The organism is Paenarthrobacter sp. TRD_SC_7 (assembly GCF_056156245.1).
The window spans coordinates 772,694-788,414 of sequence record NZ_CM149587.1 but is presented as its reverse complement, the minus strand read 5'-3'; the positions used below and the strand labels follow the sequence as shown (position 1 = coordinate 788,414).

Below are 15,721 nucleotides of genomic sequence, written 5' to 3'. Positions count from 1 at the left end.
GCGCCACCCAGTCGTCCCGCCCATGAGGCACACCCACACGAGGCTTTGTCCTGCGTGCCCGGATCCCCGACCGGACGCGCCCAGGACACCCCCAACAGGACACCCCTAAGGATTCCAATGACCAATCCCATCACGGACCACACGGTCCCGGCCCAAGCGCACGCCAGCGAGAAAGCCCTCCACAAGGAGGACTCCGGCTACCACAAGGACCTCAAGCCCCGCCAGATCCAGATGATCGCGATCGGCGGCGCAATCGGCACCGGACTGTTCCTGGGCGCCGGCGGCCGACTCAACGCAGCCGGCCCCTCCCTCGTAATCGCCTACGCAATCTGTGGCTTCTTCGCTTTCCTGATCCTCCGCGCACTCGGCGAACTGGTTCTGCACCGCCCGTCGTCAGGATCCTTCGTTTCCTACGCCCGTGAGTTCTACGGCGAAAAGGCAGCCTTCGTTTCGGGCTGGTTCTACTGGATCAACTGGGCCACCACCACCATCGTGGACATCACCGCAGCGGCGCTCTACATGGAGTTCTTCGGCAAATACGTCGCCTGGATAGGTGCCGTTCCGCAGTGGGCGTGGGCGCTCATTGCGCTGGTTGTAGTGCTCTGCCTCAACCTGGTCTCCGTGAAGGTCTTCGGTGAAATGGAGTTCTGGTTCGCGCTGATCAAGGTGGCAGCACTGGTGGCCTTCCTCCTGGTGGGCACCTACTTCGTCATCTTCGGCACCCCGGTGGAGGGCCAGGAAGTCGGCTTCAGCCTCATCGCAGACAACGGCGGGGTCTTCCCCAACGGCGTCCTTCCAATGATCATCCTCATGCAGGGCGTGCTCTTCGCTTACGCATCGATTGAACTCATCGGCACGGCAGCCGGCGAAACTGCCAACCCGGAGAAGATCATGCCCAAGGCCATCAACTCCGTGGTCATCCGCATCGCCCTCTTCTACGTTGGCTCCGTGATTCTGCTGGCTCTCCTGTTGCCGTACACCTCATACGAGAAGGGCGTGAGCCCGTTCGTGACGTTCTTCGGTTCCATCGGTGTGGAGGGCGTGGACGTCATCATGAACCTTGTGGTGCTCACCGCAGCACTGTCTTCACTGAACGCCGGACTCTACTCCACAGGCCGCATCCTCCGCTCCATGTCGGTGGCCGGCTCTGCCCCGAAGTTCGCCCAGCGCATGAACAAGGCAGGCGTCCCTTACGGTGGCATCGCCATCACCGCCGGCGTTTCCCTCCTGGGTGTTCCGCTGAACTACCTTGTTCCGGCAGACGCTTTCGAGATCGTCCTGAACGTCGCTTCCGTGGGCATCATCGTCACCTGGGCCACCATCGTCCTGTGCCAGATGCAGCTCAAACGCTGGGCCGACAAGGGGTGGCTGAAGCGGCCGTCCTTCCGGATGTTTGGCGCCCCCTACACAGGTTGGTTGTCCTTGATCTTCTTGGCGGCCGTGCTGATCATGGTGTTCATCGAGTCCCCGTTGACCATGCTGGTCACCGCGATTGCCTGCGGACTCATGGTCTGGGGCTGGTTCCTGTGCCGCAAGCAAATTCATGAGCTTGCTGCCACCCGCGACGGCTACACCGGCAGCGCGCCCGTGATTGCCAACCGCCCGCTGCCCGGCGGCGACAAGTAAGCAACAAGTAACAACCGCTAACTCACGACGGCGGCACCCGGGTTCCGTAACAATCGGAACCCGGGTGCCGCCGTCGTCGGTTAACGCCCCCAACTGAGTCGCAGCTGAGCGCGTTTAGAGGGCTCAAAACGCGCTCAACTGCGACTCAGTTGGGTCAGGACGCGCCGAAAACAGACATCCGATCATTCGTGGCTACTATTGGTCCATGGCTGTCACAGACGAGGCGATCGGCAAGATCAAAGACATGCTGATCCGCGGCGAACTTAAGGCCGGCGATCGACTTCCGCCGGAGAAGGAACTGAGCGAACGGCTCGGTCTTTCAAGGAGTTCGTTGCGTGAGGCCGTGAAAGCCCTCGAGCTGATCCGCGTGCTGGACGTCCGCCGCGGCGATGGCACCTACGTGACCAGCCTCGATGCCAAGCTGCTCAACGAAGCCGTGGCCTTTGTGGTGGACCTGCATCAGGACCGATCCATCTTGGAACTCTTTGAGGTCCGACGAATCCTGGAGCCCGCAACTGCACACTTGGCAACGAGCAAGATCACGCCGGACGAGCTCTTGGCCCTTCGCGCCACCATGGACGGCATCGACGAGAACACAGACGTCGAGGAGCTCGTGGCCCATGATTTGGAATTCCACAGCATCATTACCGGAGCCGCCGGAAACGACTACCTCGGCAGCCTACTGGAAGCCCTGTCCAGCAGCACCGTGCGGGCGCGCATCTGGCGGGGCCTGACGCAGGAAAAGGCCGTGGCCCACACCCTGGCTGAACACCGCGCCATCGCTGACGCACTTGAACGAGGCGACGCCGAACTGGTGCGGGCCCTCGTCACCGTGCATATCAGCGGCGTGGAGAACTGGCTGCGACAGGCGCTCTAACCCTCGGCTATAGGGGTAACCGTCAAGCCGTACGTCCGGATGACCGTCTCCTCAAGCACCAGATCCTGCTCGGCCGGACTCAGCGTGGACACCAGTTCCAGCAGGACATCCAGAGTCCGGCCATAGGGTGCACCCAACGTACTCACCGGCCAGTCGCAGCCGATCATTAAACGCTCGGGCCCGAAAGCCTCCAGCGCTGATTCGAACAGCGGCCGCAGCGCATCCGCGGTGTACTCCACACCCGGCAAATGAAGTCCGGAGAGCTTCGCTACGGTGTTGGGCTCGCGCCCGAGAGCCTGGAAGTCGGCACGCCAAGAGTCCATAAGCTCAGGATCAGCCAGTGGCGGCTTACCCAAGTGATCCAGCACAACGGTCAATTCCGGCATCTCGCGGGCCAGTCGAACCGCAGGACCCAGATGCCGCGGGAACGCATCCGGGATGTCCAAGGTGAGCCCGCGCCGCGCCACCAACGCAAGTGACTCCCGAACCGCGGAAAGGTCCAAGAAGTCATCTCGAGGATCGTCGTGCACAAGATGCCGTACGCCCTTGAAAGCGGGGTGGGCTGTGAATCGGTGCAACTGCTCGGCAGCTTCAGAAGGCGCATCCAACCTGATCCAGCCCACCACTCCGAGCACCCAAGGATTCCGCGCGGCAACGGCCAACATGCTCTCGGTATCAGCAACGGTGTCGTCGGCCTGCACGAGAACAGCTCCCCTGACCCCGGCGGCATCCAACGTCTCGCGCGCCTCGTCCTCGCCGAAGCTGCGGAAGAGCGCACCGTGCTGCGGTCCGAGCCACGAATAGTGGCGCACACCGCCGGTGACGAAGGTGTCCAGGGTCCACAGGTGCAGGTGCGAATCAATCACGCCCGGCTGCCTCCAACGCCTTCCACAGCTCTTCCGGCACAGGCGACTCCATGCGGACCGCGTTCGTGGCCACCTGTTCAGGAGAAGTCGCCCCGGCTGTCACGTTCACCACGGCAGGATGCCGCAACGGGAACTGGAGTGCCGCCGTCGGAAGTTCCACGCCGAAGTCTCGGCAGACGGCCGCGAGCGCACGCGCCCGCTCCACCACGTCCGGCGGTGCTTGACCGTAGTTGTAATGGGCGTCTTCCGGGACCTCGGGCCGCGCCAGGAGCCCCGAGTTGTAGGCGCCCACACTTACGACGCCGGTGCGGCGCTCCACACAGCGGTCAAGCAGCGGGACGCTGGGCTGCTCAAGCAGGGTGTAACGGCCGGCGAGCATTACGAGGTCCAAGTCGGCGGCTTCGACACATTCCAATGCAGCCTCGGCCGAATTGATGCCCACACCAATCGCTCGGACAACTCCCTCGGAGCGCAGCTTCTCCAGGGCAGGAAGACCCTGGGAGATTCCGGCGGGGAGATCGTGGACGTCGGGATCGTGGAGGTAGGCGATGTCCAGCTGGTCCAAGCCCAGCCGCTCCAGGGAGTCCTCGATGCTGCGACGGATGCCCTTCTCGGAGAAGTCCCACACACGCCGTGTAGTGGCTGGGACGTCAAAGCCTTCAGGGTCCTGGCCACCCCCGGCGTTGGGTTCCAGTAGCCGTCCCACCTTGCTGGAGATGACGAATTCGTTCCGGGGCTTATCACGGAGGACGGCGCCCAACCTCTGCTCGGACAGGCCCAGGCCGTAATGGGGCGCGGTGTCGAAGTAACGGATGCCGGCATCCCAGGCAGCCAGGACAGTTGCGAGCGCCTCCCCGTCGGGGATTGCCCGGTAGAGATTTCCGATGCCCGCTCCGCCGAAGCCGAGCTTGCCGAGACCAAGTGAGTTCATGGCAGCTCCCATACCTTCTGGATACCCGCATCCTCCCCTGAGTAATCGTCCTGGACCTCCAAAAGTTCAGCCATCCTGGCCTGCCACGGCACGTTGGCCGGATGGTCGGCGAGCGCATGCCGCATGGCTTGGTAGTCGTCGACGTCCACTACGTGGAAGAGATCGAGTCCACTGCGCCAGATCCGCCAGTTCCGTACGCCTGCGCCCTTGAGCGTTGCCACCAGCTCAGGGGGAATGTGGGCGTGCGCGTCGGCGTACTCCTCCTCGGCACCTGGTTTCAGCCTTGTGTGCAGGGCGATGCTCTCAACCATTCACGGCCTCGGGCTTCAGGAACAGTTCCAGCACCGGGACGGCAACGTCCGGTCGTTGGACAGGCAGCTTGATGGTCAGGGTTCCGGGCGGTTGGCCTCCGGGGATGGTGTTGAAAGCCTGCTGGTCCGGATCGACTTCCTTGAGGAACACCTCGGACGCATCGTTAAGCAGCTGGGCGTACTCTACTTTCCCTGCCAGCCCGGGCAAGTGGATGTACTCGAAGGGCCAGGCGAACAGGTGGACATACAGGCGATCACCGCACTGGGTGTAGCGGGCATCCGGTGGCGCGGGCAACTGTGCCGGACCTGCTCCGTAGACGGAGCGGAAGTGCAGTTTCATCCACTGCCCGATGCCCTCCAGTGAGGCCAGGGCGCGCGGATCGATGCTGCCACGGCCGGTGGGACCGACGTTCAGCAGCAGGTTGCCGCCATTGGATACCCCGTCCACCAGCATGCGGATGAGCAGATCCACCGATTTGTAGTTGAGGTTGTCCCTGTCGTACCCCCAACTCCCGTTGAGGGTCTGGCAGGCCTCCCAGGTGACCGGTTCGCCGTCGAGCATCATGGGCTCGGTGGGCTGGTATTGCTCAGGTGTGGCCACGTCGCCCGGGATGCCCAGGCGGTCGTTGACCACTATCCCGGGCTGGAGCTCCCGCACCATGGCGAGCAACGCTTCGGAATCCCAGTCGTCGCGGCCTTTGCCGCCCCAGAATTCCGTGATGTTGGTTCCTGCGTAGGAGAAGTCGAAGAACAGGTAGTCGATGGTGCCGTAGTTGCTCAGGAGTTCACGCACCTGACCATGAAGGTACTCGCGGTAGCGGGCCATGTCGCGTCCGGCGTTCAAGCTTTCGACGTCGCTCGCGTTGCGTTGCGGGTGTACCCCGTCGATGGTGAAGTCGGGGTGGTGCCAGTCGATGAGCGAGTGGTAGAAGCCGACCTTCAGCCCCTCGGCCCGGAGTGCTTCCACGTATGGCGTGATCAGGTCCCGGCCGGCAGGCGTGTTGGTGGATTTGTAGTCCGTCAGGGCTGAATCCCACAGGCAGAAGCCGTCATGATGCTTGGTAGTGAGAACCACATACTTCATACCGGCGTCCCGGGCGGCGCGGGCCCATTCCCGGGGATCGTAGAGATCGGGGTCGAAGCGTTGGAAGTACTTGGAGTACTCCTCCACAGTGGTTTCCTCAATGTTCATCACCCACTCGTGCCGGGCGGGCAGGGCGTAGATGCCCCAGTGCACGAACATCCCAAAGCGTGCCTCTTCGAACCAAGGTGCGTGCTGGATCAACGCGATTCCTTCCATGCCGGGCCGTTCGGAAAGCTGTACGCGGCCAGTGTTTCACGGAGCATTTCGTTTCCTGCGCCCGGCGCAGCAGGCGGCCAGTACGCGCCGTCGTGGACGTCGACGGGAGTGATGAAGTGTTCATGGAGGTGGTCCACAAACTCGATGGTCCTGTCCTCCTTGGTCCCGGACACGGCTATGAAGTCGAACATGGACAGGTGCTGCACGGCCTCGCACAGGCCAACACCACCGGCATGCGGACAAACCCTCACGCCGAACTTGGCAGCGAGCAGGAGGATGGCGATGTTCTCATTCACTCCCGCTACCCGGGCGGCATCGATCTGCAGGACCTGGAGTGCGCCGGCCTGGAGCATCTGTTTGAACACCACCCGGTTCTGGACGTGCTCGCCGGTGGCTACAGGGATCGGTGCCACTCCCCGGGCGATTGCCGCATGACCCAGGATGTCGTCCGGACTGGTGGGCTCTTCGATCCAGGCGATGCCATACGGAGCGAGGTGGGCCATCCAGTCGATGGCTTGCTGGACGTCCCAGCGCTGATTGGCATCCACTGCGATCTTGATGTCGGGGCCAACGGCAGAGCGCGCAGTGCGCACGCGGCGGATGTCGTCTTCCAAGGAGGCGCCCACCTTCAACTTGATCTGGGCAAATCCGTCAGCCACGGCTTCCTTGGCCAGACGGGTCAGTTTCTCGTCGCTGTAACCCAGCCAGCCCGGCGTCGTGGTGTACGCGGGGTAACCCTCGGCGCGAAGTGCCGCTTTGCGCGCTTCCCTGCCGGGTTCAGCGGCACGAAGGATGTTCAGCGCTTCGTCCGGAGTGAGCGCGTCGGTGAGGTAGCGGAAGTCCACCAGTGCCACGAGCTCTTCCGGGGTCATGTCCGCGAGCAATTCCCACAAGGGCAATCCAGCGCGCTTGGCCTTGAGGTCCCAGAGCGCATTGACCACGGCGCCGATGGCCATGTGCATGACGCCCTTCTCCGGCCCGAGCCAGCGGAGCTGGGAGTCGTGGGCCAGCAGCTTCCAAGTGGCGCCCATGTCTGCGAGCAGGTCCTCAACCCTGCGTCCGACGATATGCCCGCGGAGGGCCTCAATCGCCGCCGTTTCCACCTCGTTTCCCCGCCCGATGGTAAACACGAAGCCGTGGCCCTCATGCCCGTCACCGGCATCCGTGCGGATGATCAGGTACGCGGCAGAATAGTCCGGATCCGGATTCATAGCGTCGGAACCGTCCAGTTCCAAGGATGTGGGGAAACGGATATCGAACGTATCCATTGCAGTGATGATGCTCATGCGTCTCCTGAGGTGCGTCACGATTCTTCACCGAGCCTAAACATCCGATGTCTGCCTTGTCAATGGGTCACATTTCCGTATTATGGGTGACAACACCACACTAGAGCTCGGATGTTAGTCCCGAACGCACGGAGGAAGCCATGACATTGAAATTCGCCAGGCTGGGTACGGCCGGAAACGAACAACCGGCCGTCATCGCCGAGGACGCCCATGGCGCTGAGAAGTACTTCAGCCTTACGGCCCTGACCAACGACATCGACGGCGGCTTCCTCGCCTCGGACGGCATCGAACGCACCCGCGAAGCCCTGAACAAGGGGGAACTCGCCGAAATCTCGCCGGAAGGCCTGCGCATCGGCGCTCCCGTTGCCCGCCCCGGAGCTGTGGTGGCCATCGGACTGAACTACACCGCGCACGCCGCTGAATCCGGCGCGACGCCTCCCGAGGTTCCCGTGGTATTCCTGAAGCCGACCAACACCGTCGCCGGCCCTTTCGACGCTGCCCCCATCCCGCCGGCGTCGGAAAAGTACGACTGGGAAGTGGAACTGGCAATCGTGATAGGCAAGGAAGCGTCATACCTTTCCTCCGTTTCTGAAGCCGAAGGGTGCATCGCCGGTTATGCCGTGGCCAACGACCTCTCCGAGCGTGAGTATCAGATTCCCGGCGCTGCAGGACAGTGGACCAAGGGCAAGTCCCTCCCCGGCTCCACGCCGCTGGGCCCATGGCTGGTTCCTGCCTCGGATATCGACGCCGGCAACCTTCGCCTGCGGACCTTGGTCAACGGCGAATCGCGCCAGGACTCCAGTACCTCGGACATGATCTTCGACCCCGCCACGATCGTCCACCACCTCAGCCAGTACATGGTCCTCGAGCCGGGCGACGTGATCATCACGGGCACCCCCGAGGGCGTGGCTTTGTCCGGCCGTTTCCCCTTCATCCAGCCGGGTGACGTGGTGGAACTGGAAATCCAAGGCCTCGGACGCCAGCGGCAGGAGTACTTCCGGGCACAAGCTGGCGCCCGGTCCGGTGCAACCACGCCCGCCCACATCAACGCCTAAGGCCATGGCACCCTCGGTGGGCAACGAATTCGAAGGCCTTACAGCACTCGTGACCGGCGGCGCCTCCGGCATCGGGGCGGCTATCGCGGACCGCCTCGCGGCCGGCGGGGCGCAGGTGGCGGTCCTGGACCTCGCGCCCGAGGCCAGCCCGCACTTCGGCGTGAAATGCAACGTGGCCGATGACGCCTCGGTGCGTGCCGCCGTCGATGATGTGGCCACAAAGTTCGGCGGCCTGGACATCGTGATCAACAACGCCGGCATTGGCGCGCAGGGTGACATTGCCGCGAACGACGACGAGGAATGGCTGCGCGTCCTGAACGTCAATGTGGTGGGAATCGCCCGCGTCAGCCGGGCAGCACTGCCGTACCTCCGCGCGTCTGCGGCGGCCGCGATCGTGAACACCTGCTCCATAGCCGCGACGGCGGGGCTCCCGCAGCGCGCGTTGTATTCGGCGTCCAAGGGTGCGGTGCTGTCCCTGACCCTCGCCATGGCGGCAGACCACGTGCGAGAGGGCATCCGCGTGAACTGCGTGAACCCTGGAACGGTAGATACTCCATGGGTTGGTCGGTTGCTCGATTCAGCCGCCGACCCTGCCGGCGAGCGCTCCGCCCTCAACGCCCGGCAGCCGCACGGCCGGATGGTTGACCCCGTGGAGGTGGCAGGCGCCGTCGCGTACCTGGCGAGCCCCCTGTCCGGGTCGACGACGGGAACTTCCCTGGCGGTCGACGGCGGCATGCAGGGTCTGCGGCTTCGTCCGGTCGAGTAGGGTTTCGTAACGCAACGGACCCGCAACCTCCTGCAGCCTCGGTTCGCCTATGCTCAACTCCAAGGAATCAACGGCGACTCACTTCGCAGACTCAGGAGACACAGCCATGAGCAACTGGCGCATCAGGGACTTCCACTCGTCCGATTTGGACGGCATCCTGCACCTCTGGGAGTCACTCAAAGCCGACGGCGTGGAGCCCGTGTACGCGTTGTCCGAGGTACTGGCGTCGTGCGAAAAGGACCACGCGGTGGTCGCAGTGCAGGGCGACCAAGTGGTGGGCGCCGCCGTCGGACGCGCCGCGCACGACCAAGGATGGATTGTCTTCCTGGCCACACTGACGGAGTTCCGCGGCCGCGGCATCGGCACGTCGCTGTTATCCGCCGTCGAGAACCGCATGGCCCCTCACGGCCTCAACAAACTCTCCGCGCTCATGCCCGAGACCGAAACGCGTGTCGAAGCGTTCCTGGGGCGCGGGTTCGTGGTGAAGAAGAACCTGCGCTACTTCGAGCGGACCATCCCCGTGCAGCGGCAGGAGCTTGGCGCACTGGGGCTCCTCGGCGGCCGGATTCTGGCCCGTGATTTGTGGGAGAACGTAGCGGGTATGCGCCGTGAGAAGGAACTGCTGGAACGGCGGCTGGTTCTCCCGTTGGCTGAGGCCGACCTCGCCGACGAATACGGCGTAGTGCCGCCCCGCGCTGTGGTGTTGTTCGGCCCTCCGGGCACCGGCAAGACCACCTTCGCCAAAGCCATCGCATCACGGCTGGAATGGCCATTCGTGGAGGTCTTCCCATCCCGCTTGGCCGCTGATCCCAAGGGCTTGGCCGGTGCACTTCGCGAGACGTTCCTGGAAATCGCCGAGCTGGAGCACGCTGTGGTGTTCATCGACGAGGTAGAGGAAATCGCGTCGCAACGTGCCGGCGACCCGCCGTCGCCGCTGCAGGGCGTCACCAACGAACTCCTCAAGATCATCCCGGCCTTCCGCGAACAGCCCGGCCGCCTACTGGTGTGCGCCACCAACTTCATCCGCGCCCTGGACACCGCATTCCTGCGCCATGGCCGGTTCGACTACGTCATCCCGATCGGCCTACCTGACGTCCACGCCCGCGAGGCCATGTGGCAACGGTTCATTCCCGCCGCCGTCGTGGACTCCGTGGACATTGCCCAGCTGGTGGAGCGGACTGAGGGATTCTCCCCCGCGGACATTGAGTTCGCTGCCCGCAGCGCCTCCCAGCGCGCTCTTGAAAAGGCCGTGTACGACGACGGCTCCGGTCTTGCGTCCAACGGCCGTAAGGGGCCGGTTACCCAGGACTACCTCGACTCCATCGCCGACACCCGCACCACCGTCAGCGCCGAGGTACACCAGGACTTCCTGGAAGACATCGACGTACTGGGCCGGGTGTAGGGGCTGCTTGCTCCCCGGGTTCGCCGGAAGCCGGCGGGGTCGCTGGAACCCGGCGGGGTCGCTGGAACATTCCAGGGGATCTCGGCGTGGGGGCACGGGCAGCGGTAATCTTTGAGCCATGTCCTCGAATCCCCTTCGCCATGCGCTCTCCCGCATGGGCGGCCGCGATCCGCATGAAAAACACCGCGCAGCAACTCCGCTGGAGCTCTTCTTCGACCTGACCTTCGTTATTGCCTTCGGTGTTGCCGGCAGCCAGTTCGCCCATGCAGTGGCGGAAGCGCATTTCTGGCCGGGACTCCTCGCTTTTTCCTTCGCCATGTTCGCGGTGATCTGGGCCTGGATCAACTTCACGTGGTTCGCCAGCGCCTACGACACCGATGATTGGGTGTTCCGGGTAGTCACGATGGTCCAAATGGTGGGCGTCCTCATCCTGGCCATGGGCATCGAGCCTGTGTTCCACTCGATCATCGAGGGCAAGCACGTGGACAACGTCACCATGGTGCTGGGGTACATCGTCATGCGTGTGGCCCTCATCTTCCAATGGCTGCGTGCAGCCCGCCAAGATCCCGAACGCCGGGAAACATGTTTGCGCTATGCGAAGTACGTGGCGATCGTCCAGGTGGGCTGGGTTGCGGTCCTCTTGATCGATGCGAGCGTCCTCACCACTTTCCTGATGGCAACCCCGCTGTTTGTCCTGGAGATGGCGGCTCCATATTTCGCGGAACGCAAGATCCGCACTCCGTGGCATGCGCACCACATCGCTGAAAGGTATGGACTCCTCGCGATCATCGCCCTGGGTGAGTGCTTGATTGGCGCCATCGAAACCCTGCGAGCGATTGTGGCGACCCACAACTGGTCCGTGGACGCGGCCTTGGTTGGACTGAGTGGCACCGGGCTGGCCTTCGCCATGTGGTGGATCTACTTCATCCTCCCCTCAGGCCCGGCACTCCACGTCCAGAGGCGCCGCTCCTGGGTGTTCGGCTACGGGCACATGCCGGTCTTTGCAGCCATTGCCGCCACAGGTGCGGGACTGCACGTTGCCGCGTACTTCATCGACCACGAAGCCCACATCCCTGCGGCCGCCGCAGTGGCCTCCATCGCCATCCCGATCATCCTGTTCAAGGTCTCGCTCAGCACGCTGTACGGCATCATGCTCGGCCTTGACCGCGAACACTTCTGGAGCTCCGCGCTGGTGGTCCTCGGCTTGGCTGCAAGCATTGCCATGGCCGCGGCGGGAGCGTCCGTGCCGATCTGCATGCTGGAGATGATGCTTGTCCTTGGCCTATCCATCGCGTACGACGAACGACGCGGACACAAGGGCCGGGCAGCGGCACTTCGGCGATTGGAAACCGCCGCGGGATAAGGCGTTCTCCTGCGTTGCGGGGCCTACTCTGCGCCGTAATTCCTCTTTACGGCACGCACAGTAGGCCTCACAACAGCAGGGAGGCCTACTCCGGAACGATCTCGTCCAGGTCCGCAAGCAAGTACGGATTGATCCGCTCCAGGATCATCCGGACTTCTTCGCGGGGAACGGCCGTGTAAAGCACCGGGCGGGCATCGGCGTAGCGGGTTACCGGCGGCTTATCCGGCCACTTTTCAGCAAGCGCTTTGACCCGCTCGGGCAGCGAGTTGTGGGCGTTGTCCGCGATCTTCACCAACGTTGCGTCGTGGTCTTCGGCCACGTAACGGATGCCGGCGTCGTAATCATCCGGGTCGTCGTGGAAGCGACGGGTGACGCGTTCGATGATGTCAACCGCCCGCTCCGACACCCCCATTTCCAGCAACGCTTGACGGGTGATGGGCGTGTCTTCGGCAATGTCGTGAAGGTAGCCCGCGATCTGGATGTCCTCATCGAAGTCGGCGAGCGCATCCCCCACGGCCAGAACGTGCTCCCGGTAAGGCCGTTTGAGCTTGTCCTTCTGCCGGTTGTGGGCCACCTCGGCCAGGACCTGGGCTGTCTCTACGGTGAAGCGTGGTTCGGTCATGCTGGCCTCCGGCTTTAAAGAGGGACCGTCGGGGCCGGTCCTCACCTTCAGGCTATCCGTTGTTCCGGGCCCGGAAGCACCGTCCTACCAGTCCTGTACAGCGCGTGCAGCGATAGCGACGGTGACGGCCCTTGGCAAACGCTGGGCGAATCCGGCCGCGACGCGGTTGGCCCAACCCGAGACGACGCTGCCGGGAGTTCCCTTGCGATCGAGAGCCTTGAGCGCAGTCCCCACAACCTGCGCAGAGGTCTGCATCTTGCCCACTGCTGCGGATTCACCGCCAAGGACGTCGAAGAACTCGGTGCGCGTGGCTCCGGGGCAAAGGGCCAGCACGTTGAGCCCGGAGTTTTTGGTTTCGTGGGCCACGGCTTCGGTGAAGCTCAGGACGAAGGCCTTGGTGGCACCGTAAACAGCCATACCGGGAATCGGCTGGAAGGCCGCCGTACTGGCAACGTTCACCAGGGCGCCCTTGCCGGAGGCGAGCAGTTCCGGCAGGAAAGCCCGGGTAATGTCCACGAGGGCGGCAACGTTCAAGGAAATCTCAGACGCAATGGTGTCCGGGTCTTCCCCGACCAAAGGACCATGGGTGCCGAAACCTGCGTTGTTGATCAAGGTGTCCACGGTGATTCCTCGGCCGGCCAATTCGGCGAAGAGCTCGCGTCCCACTCCTGCACGGCACAGGTCCATGGGGAGGACGGTCACGGTGACACCGTGCCGGGAACGCAGGTCTTGAGCCAATTCCTCCAGACGGTCTGCACGCCTGGCCACAAGGACAAGGTCGGCGCCTCGGGCAGCAAATTTTCGGGCGAACTCAGCGCCGAGGCCGGAGCTCGCACCCGTAATGAGTGCAGTGGTACCTGCGTAGGTCATGGTCATGGTGGAATCCCATCGGTTGAGGCGGAGACTAATGTAGTCGCTGTCTACATGGTAGGCAGTGTCTACTTTGTTGTCAATGACTACATTGGCTAGACTTGAGGCATGACTGACCAGCCCTATCACCATGGCAAACTCCGGGAAGCCCTCCTTGAACGCGCCATGGAAACCATTGAAGAAGCTGGCATGGACGGACTCTCCCTACGGCAACTGGCCCGTGATGTGAATGTCAGCCACGGCGCCCCGGCCAAGCACTTCCGCGACAAGCAGGCCCTGATCGACGCCTTGGCACTGGCCGGCTTTGAGTCGATGAACCGCCTCATCCGGAACGCCGCCCAGTCCGGTGACGACCTCCGGGGCCGTTTCGTCAGTGTTGGGAAGGCATACGTCGACTTTGCTGTTGCGCACCCCGCCCTGCTGACGGTGATGTACTCCACCAAGCACCACCCCGATTCCAGCGATGAGCTGCGAAGCACCGGTGTGCAAGGAATACACGTTGCCCAAGCCATGATCGCCGAGGCGCAGGAGGCCGGCGTCCTGGCCGTCGGCGACCCCGAAACATTGGCCATGGTGTGCTTCGTGAGCCTCCATGGGACGGCCCTTCTCGCGGCAGGCGGGCAGTTGGACGGGAATTCAGTGGAGGACGTGGTCACCGCCACCACCGACACCCTCTGGGCAGGAATGGCCGCCGGCGTCCCGGCAGCGAAGCTCAACTAAGCTGCGCTTGCCCTACGCGGTGGCATTTCAAGCCCGGGGAGTTTTCCACTCCCAGGGCGTCTTCGGCAGGTTCTGAGCATCGAAGTGCGGCAGGGCGTCCTGCAGGGTCCCAGCCGGCAGACCGAGCGACCCAAGGATCAAGTCACGCACCCGCTCAGCAGGTAGTCCGACGGCGGCGAGGTCGCCCAGCGTGACCGCACCGTCGCGCTTCGCCAGCCTCACGCCGTCGTGGTTTACCACCAGCGGAACATGGGCATATTCCGGGACCTGCAGCCCCAACAGCGTCGCCAAATACGCCTGCCGCGGGGTGGACGGGAGGAGGTCGTCTCCGCGCACTACTTGGTCAATTCCCTGGTCAGCATCGTCCACCACCACCGCCAGGTTGTAGGCGGTGACGCCGTCATTTCGGCGCAGCACAAAGTCGTCCACAACACCCACATACTTGCCGTGCAACTGGTCCTCAACAGCCCACTCCGAAACCTCTGCCCGCAAGCGTACGGAGGCGGGACGCGTCCCACGCCGGATCTCGCGTTCGGCGTGGGAAAGCCGCCTACACGTCCCCGGATAAGCCCCCTGCGGCGCGTGCGGCGCGGACGGCGCCTCCTGGATTTCCCGTCTCGTGCAGAAGCACTCGTAGGTCAGGCCGTCGGCCGTCAGGCGCCCAATTGCTTCGTCGTACAGTGTCGCGCGCTCAGTCTGGCGTACGACGGCGGCGTCCCAACTGACGCCGACGGCCTGCAGATCGCGGAGCTGCTCCGCTTCAGCGCCGGAGCGGGCGCGGTCCAGGTCCTCGACGCGCAGCAGGAAATCGCGACCGCTGGACTTCGCAAACAACCAGGCGAGAATTGCGGTGCGAAGGTTGCCGACGTGCAGTTCGCCGGATGGGCTTGGGGCGAAGCGGCCAGCGGAAGTCATGATCCAAGCCTATGCGCCGGGCTGCTGCCGCCAGGCACCACAAGAGCCCCTCAGCTACCGCAACGATCCGGTAGCTCAGGGGCTCTTGCTGTGGCCCGGATGAACGGGCGGGTGCGGAATGACAATGCTGTGAACAAGAGTCAATCAGCGGCTGCTTCCTTGCGGGAAACCTTTGCAGGGCTCCGGGTGGTGTTCCGGGTTCCTGGTGCCTGCGGGTTTTGGCGGTAGCCTCTTCCTGCTTCGTTGTCATCATTTCAGCAGGAGACATACAGTTGGTGCAACGGACGTCACAATGATTGGTCGATCTGATCAGTCTCACGTGAAAACATAGACAGGAAGTGGTCACTTTGCAGGAGCTCGATGCCACCGACCGCAGGATCCTCGCCGCCTTGGATGAAGATCCGCGCGTGCCCATCATGGTGCTGGCCCAGAAACTGCACCTCGCCCGGGGGACAGTCCAGTCGCGCCTGGAGCGGATGACGGCGTCGGGCGCCCTCCGCCCCAACAGCAGTCGCGTCCTGCCCTCGGCTCTGGGACGTGGCGTGGCTGCCGCCGTCAGTGCCGAACTCGATCAAAGCCATTTGAACGAGGCCATCGCCGCCCTCCGGGAGATCCCCGAAGTCCTCGAATGCCACGCTCCTGCCGGTGATACCGACCTCATCATCAGGGTGGTGGCCAAAAGCCCGGACGATCTTTACCGCGTATCCGAGGAAATTCGCCTGTGCCCTGGGATAGTCCGAACGTCCACCAGCATGTTCCTCCGGGAAGTAATTCCGTACCGGACAACTGGACTGCTGTCGGAGTAGGGCAC

At 63.6% G+C, this 15,721-nt stretch carries 16 protein-coding genes; 8 read left to right on the top strand and 8 right to left on the bottom strand.

Annotated elements, in window-relative coordinates; translation table 11 throughout:
* Positions 1-117 precede the first annotated feature (117 nt).
* Positions 118-1,626 (top strand): amino acid permease, encoded by a 1,509-nt coding sequence (locus AC0J5Z_RS03955; RefSeq protein WP_091463511.1) that lies wholly within the window; start codon positions 118-120, stop codon positions 1,624-1,626.
* A 205-nt stretch (positions 1,627-1,831) separates the two neighbouring features.
* Positions 1,832-2,503, top strand: coding sequence for a FadR/GntR family transcriptional regulator (locus AC0J5Z_RS03950; RefSeq protein WP_475037578.1), 672 nt, complete (start codon positions 1,832-1,834; stop codon positions 2,501-2,503).
* Here AC0J5Z_RS03950 and AC0J5Z_RS03945 read toward each other — a convergent pair.
* The 5 genes from AC0J5Z_RS03945 to AC0J5Z_RS03925 are packed head-to-tail and all read right to left on the bottom strand — an operon-like array spanning position 2,500 to position 7,197.
* On the bottom strand, positions 2,500-3,369 hold the full coding sequence (locus AC0J5Z_RS03945; protein ID WP_475037576.1) for an amidohydrolase family protein: 870 nt from the start codon (positions 3,367-3,369) through the stop codon (positions 2,500-2,502). The genes AC0J5Z_RS03950 and AC0J5Z_RS03945 overlap by 4 nt on opposite strands.
* Complete coding sequence (locus AC0J5Z_RS03940) at positions 3,362-4,300, bottom strand: aldo/keto reductase (protein WP_475037575.1); 939 nt, start codon at positions 4,298-4,300, stop codon at positions 3,362-3,364. The genes AC0J5Z_RS03945 and AC0J5Z_RS03940 overlap by 8 nt, the downstream gene beginning before the upstream one ends.
* Entirely contained in the window at positions 4,297-4,611 is a 315-nt protein-coding gene (locus AC0J5Z_RS03935; protein ID WP_475037573.1) for an L-rhamnose mutarotase, read from the bottom strand. Before AC0J5Z_RS03935 ends, AC0J5Z_RS03940 begins: the two co-directional genes overlap by 4 nt.
* Positions 4,604-5,896, bottom strand: a complete 1,293-nt coding sequence (locus tag AC0J5Z_RS03930) for an alpha-L-fucosidase (RefSeq protein ID WP_475037572.1) — start codon at positions 5,894-5,896, stop codon at positions 4,604-4,606. Before AC0J5Z_RS03930 ends, AC0J5Z_RS03935 begins: the two co-directional genes overlap by 8 nt.
* On the bottom strand, positions 5,893-7,197 hold the full coding sequence (locus AC0J5Z_RS03925) for an L-fuconate dehydratase (RefSeq protein ID WP_475037571.1): 1,305 nt from the start codon (positions 7,195-7,197) through the stop codon (positions 5,893-5,895). Before AC0J5Z_RS03925 ends, AC0J5Z_RS03930 begins: the two co-directional genes overlap by 4 nt.
* Positions 7,198-7,337: 140 nt before the next feature.
* Between AC0J5Z_RS03925 and AC0J5Z_RS03920 the strand changes: the two genes are divergently transcribed.
* The 4 genes from AC0J5Z_RS03920 to AC0J5Z_RS03905 all read left to right on the top strand — a co-directional run bounded on the left by AC0J5Z_RS03920 (position 7,338) and on the right by AC0J5Z_RS03905 (position 11,783).
* Positions 7,338-8,252, top strand: coding sequence for a fumarylacetoacetate hydrolase family protein (locus AC0J5Z_RS03920; RefSeq protein ID WP_475037570.1), 915 nt, complete (start codon positions 7,338-7,340; stop codon positions 8,250-8,252).
* Positions 8,253-8,256: 4 nt separating this feature from the next.
* On the top strand, positions 8,257-9,018 hold the full coding sequence (locus AC0J5Z_RS03915) for an SDR family NAD(P)-dependent oxidoreductase (RefSeq protein ID WP_475037568.1): 762 nt from the start codon (positions 8,257-8,259) through the stop codon (positions 9,016-9,018).
* 106 nt (positions 9,019-9,124) lie between these two features.
* Complete coding sequence (locus tag AC0J5Z_RS03910) at positions 9,125-10,420, top strand: ATP-binding protein (RefSeq protein ID WP_475037566.1); 1,296 nt, start codon at positions 9,125-9,127, stop codon at positions 10,418-10,420.
* 118 nt (positions 10,421-10,538) lie between these two features.
* Positions 10,539-11,783, top strand: coding sequence for a low temperature requirement protein A (locus AC0J5Z_RS03905; protein WP_475037565.1), 1,245 nt, complete (start codon positions 10,539-10,541; stop codon positions 11,781-11,783).
* 85 nt (positions 11,784-11,868) lie between these two features.
* Here AC0J5Z_RS03905 and AC0J5Z_RS03900 read toward each other — a convergent pair whose 3' ends face one another.
* Together AC0J5Z_RS03900 and AC0J5Z_RS03895 are read right to left on the bottom strand one after the other, a co-directional pair.
* The gene (locus AC0J5Z_RS03900) at positions 11,869-12,405 is read right to left on the bottom strand and encodes an HD domain-containing protein (protein WP_475037563.1); all 537 of its coding nucleotides are present in this window, start codon (positions 12,403-12,405) and stop codon (positions 11,869-11,871) included.
* Positions 12,406-12,489: 84 nt separating this feature from the next.
* Positions 12,490-13,281, bottom strand: coding sequence for an SDR family NAD(P)-dependent oxidoreductase (locus AC0J5Z_RS03895; protein ID WP_475037562.1), 792 nt, complete (start codon positions 13,279-13,281; stop codon positions 12,490-12,492).
* Between the two features lie 102 nt (positions 13,282-13,383).
* Here AC0J5Z_RS03895 and AC0J5Z_RS03890 point away from each other — a divergent pair, with 102 nt between their 5' ends.
* Complete coding sequence (locus tag AC0J5Z_RS03890; protein WP_475037561.1) at positions 13,384-13,995, top strand: TetR/AcrR family transcriptional regulator; 612 nt, start codon at positions 13,384-13,386, stop codon at positions 13,993-13,995.
* A 27-nt stretch (positions 13,996-14,022) separates the two neighbouring features.
* On the opposite strand, the gene gluQRS is transcribed toward AC0J5Z_RS03890, so the two are convergent.
* Positions 14,023-14,910: a tRNA glutamyl-Q(34) synthetase GluQRS gene (gluQRS, locus tag AC0J5Z_RS03885; RefSeq protein WP_475037560.1), complete on the bottom strand. Its 888-nt coding sequence runs from the start codon at positions 14,908-14,910 to the stop codon at positions 14,023-14,025.
* Positions 14,911-15,257: 347 nt separating this feature from the next.
* Between gluQRS and AC0J5Z_RS03880 the strand changes: the two genes are divergently transcribed.
* A complete protein-coding gene (locus tag AC0J5Z_RS03880; protein WP_475039528.1) occupies positions 15,258-15,716 on the top strand; it encodes an Lrp/AsnC family transcriptional regulator in 459 nt (152 codons plus the stop codon).
* Positions 15,717-15,721: the final 5 nt, after the last annotated feature.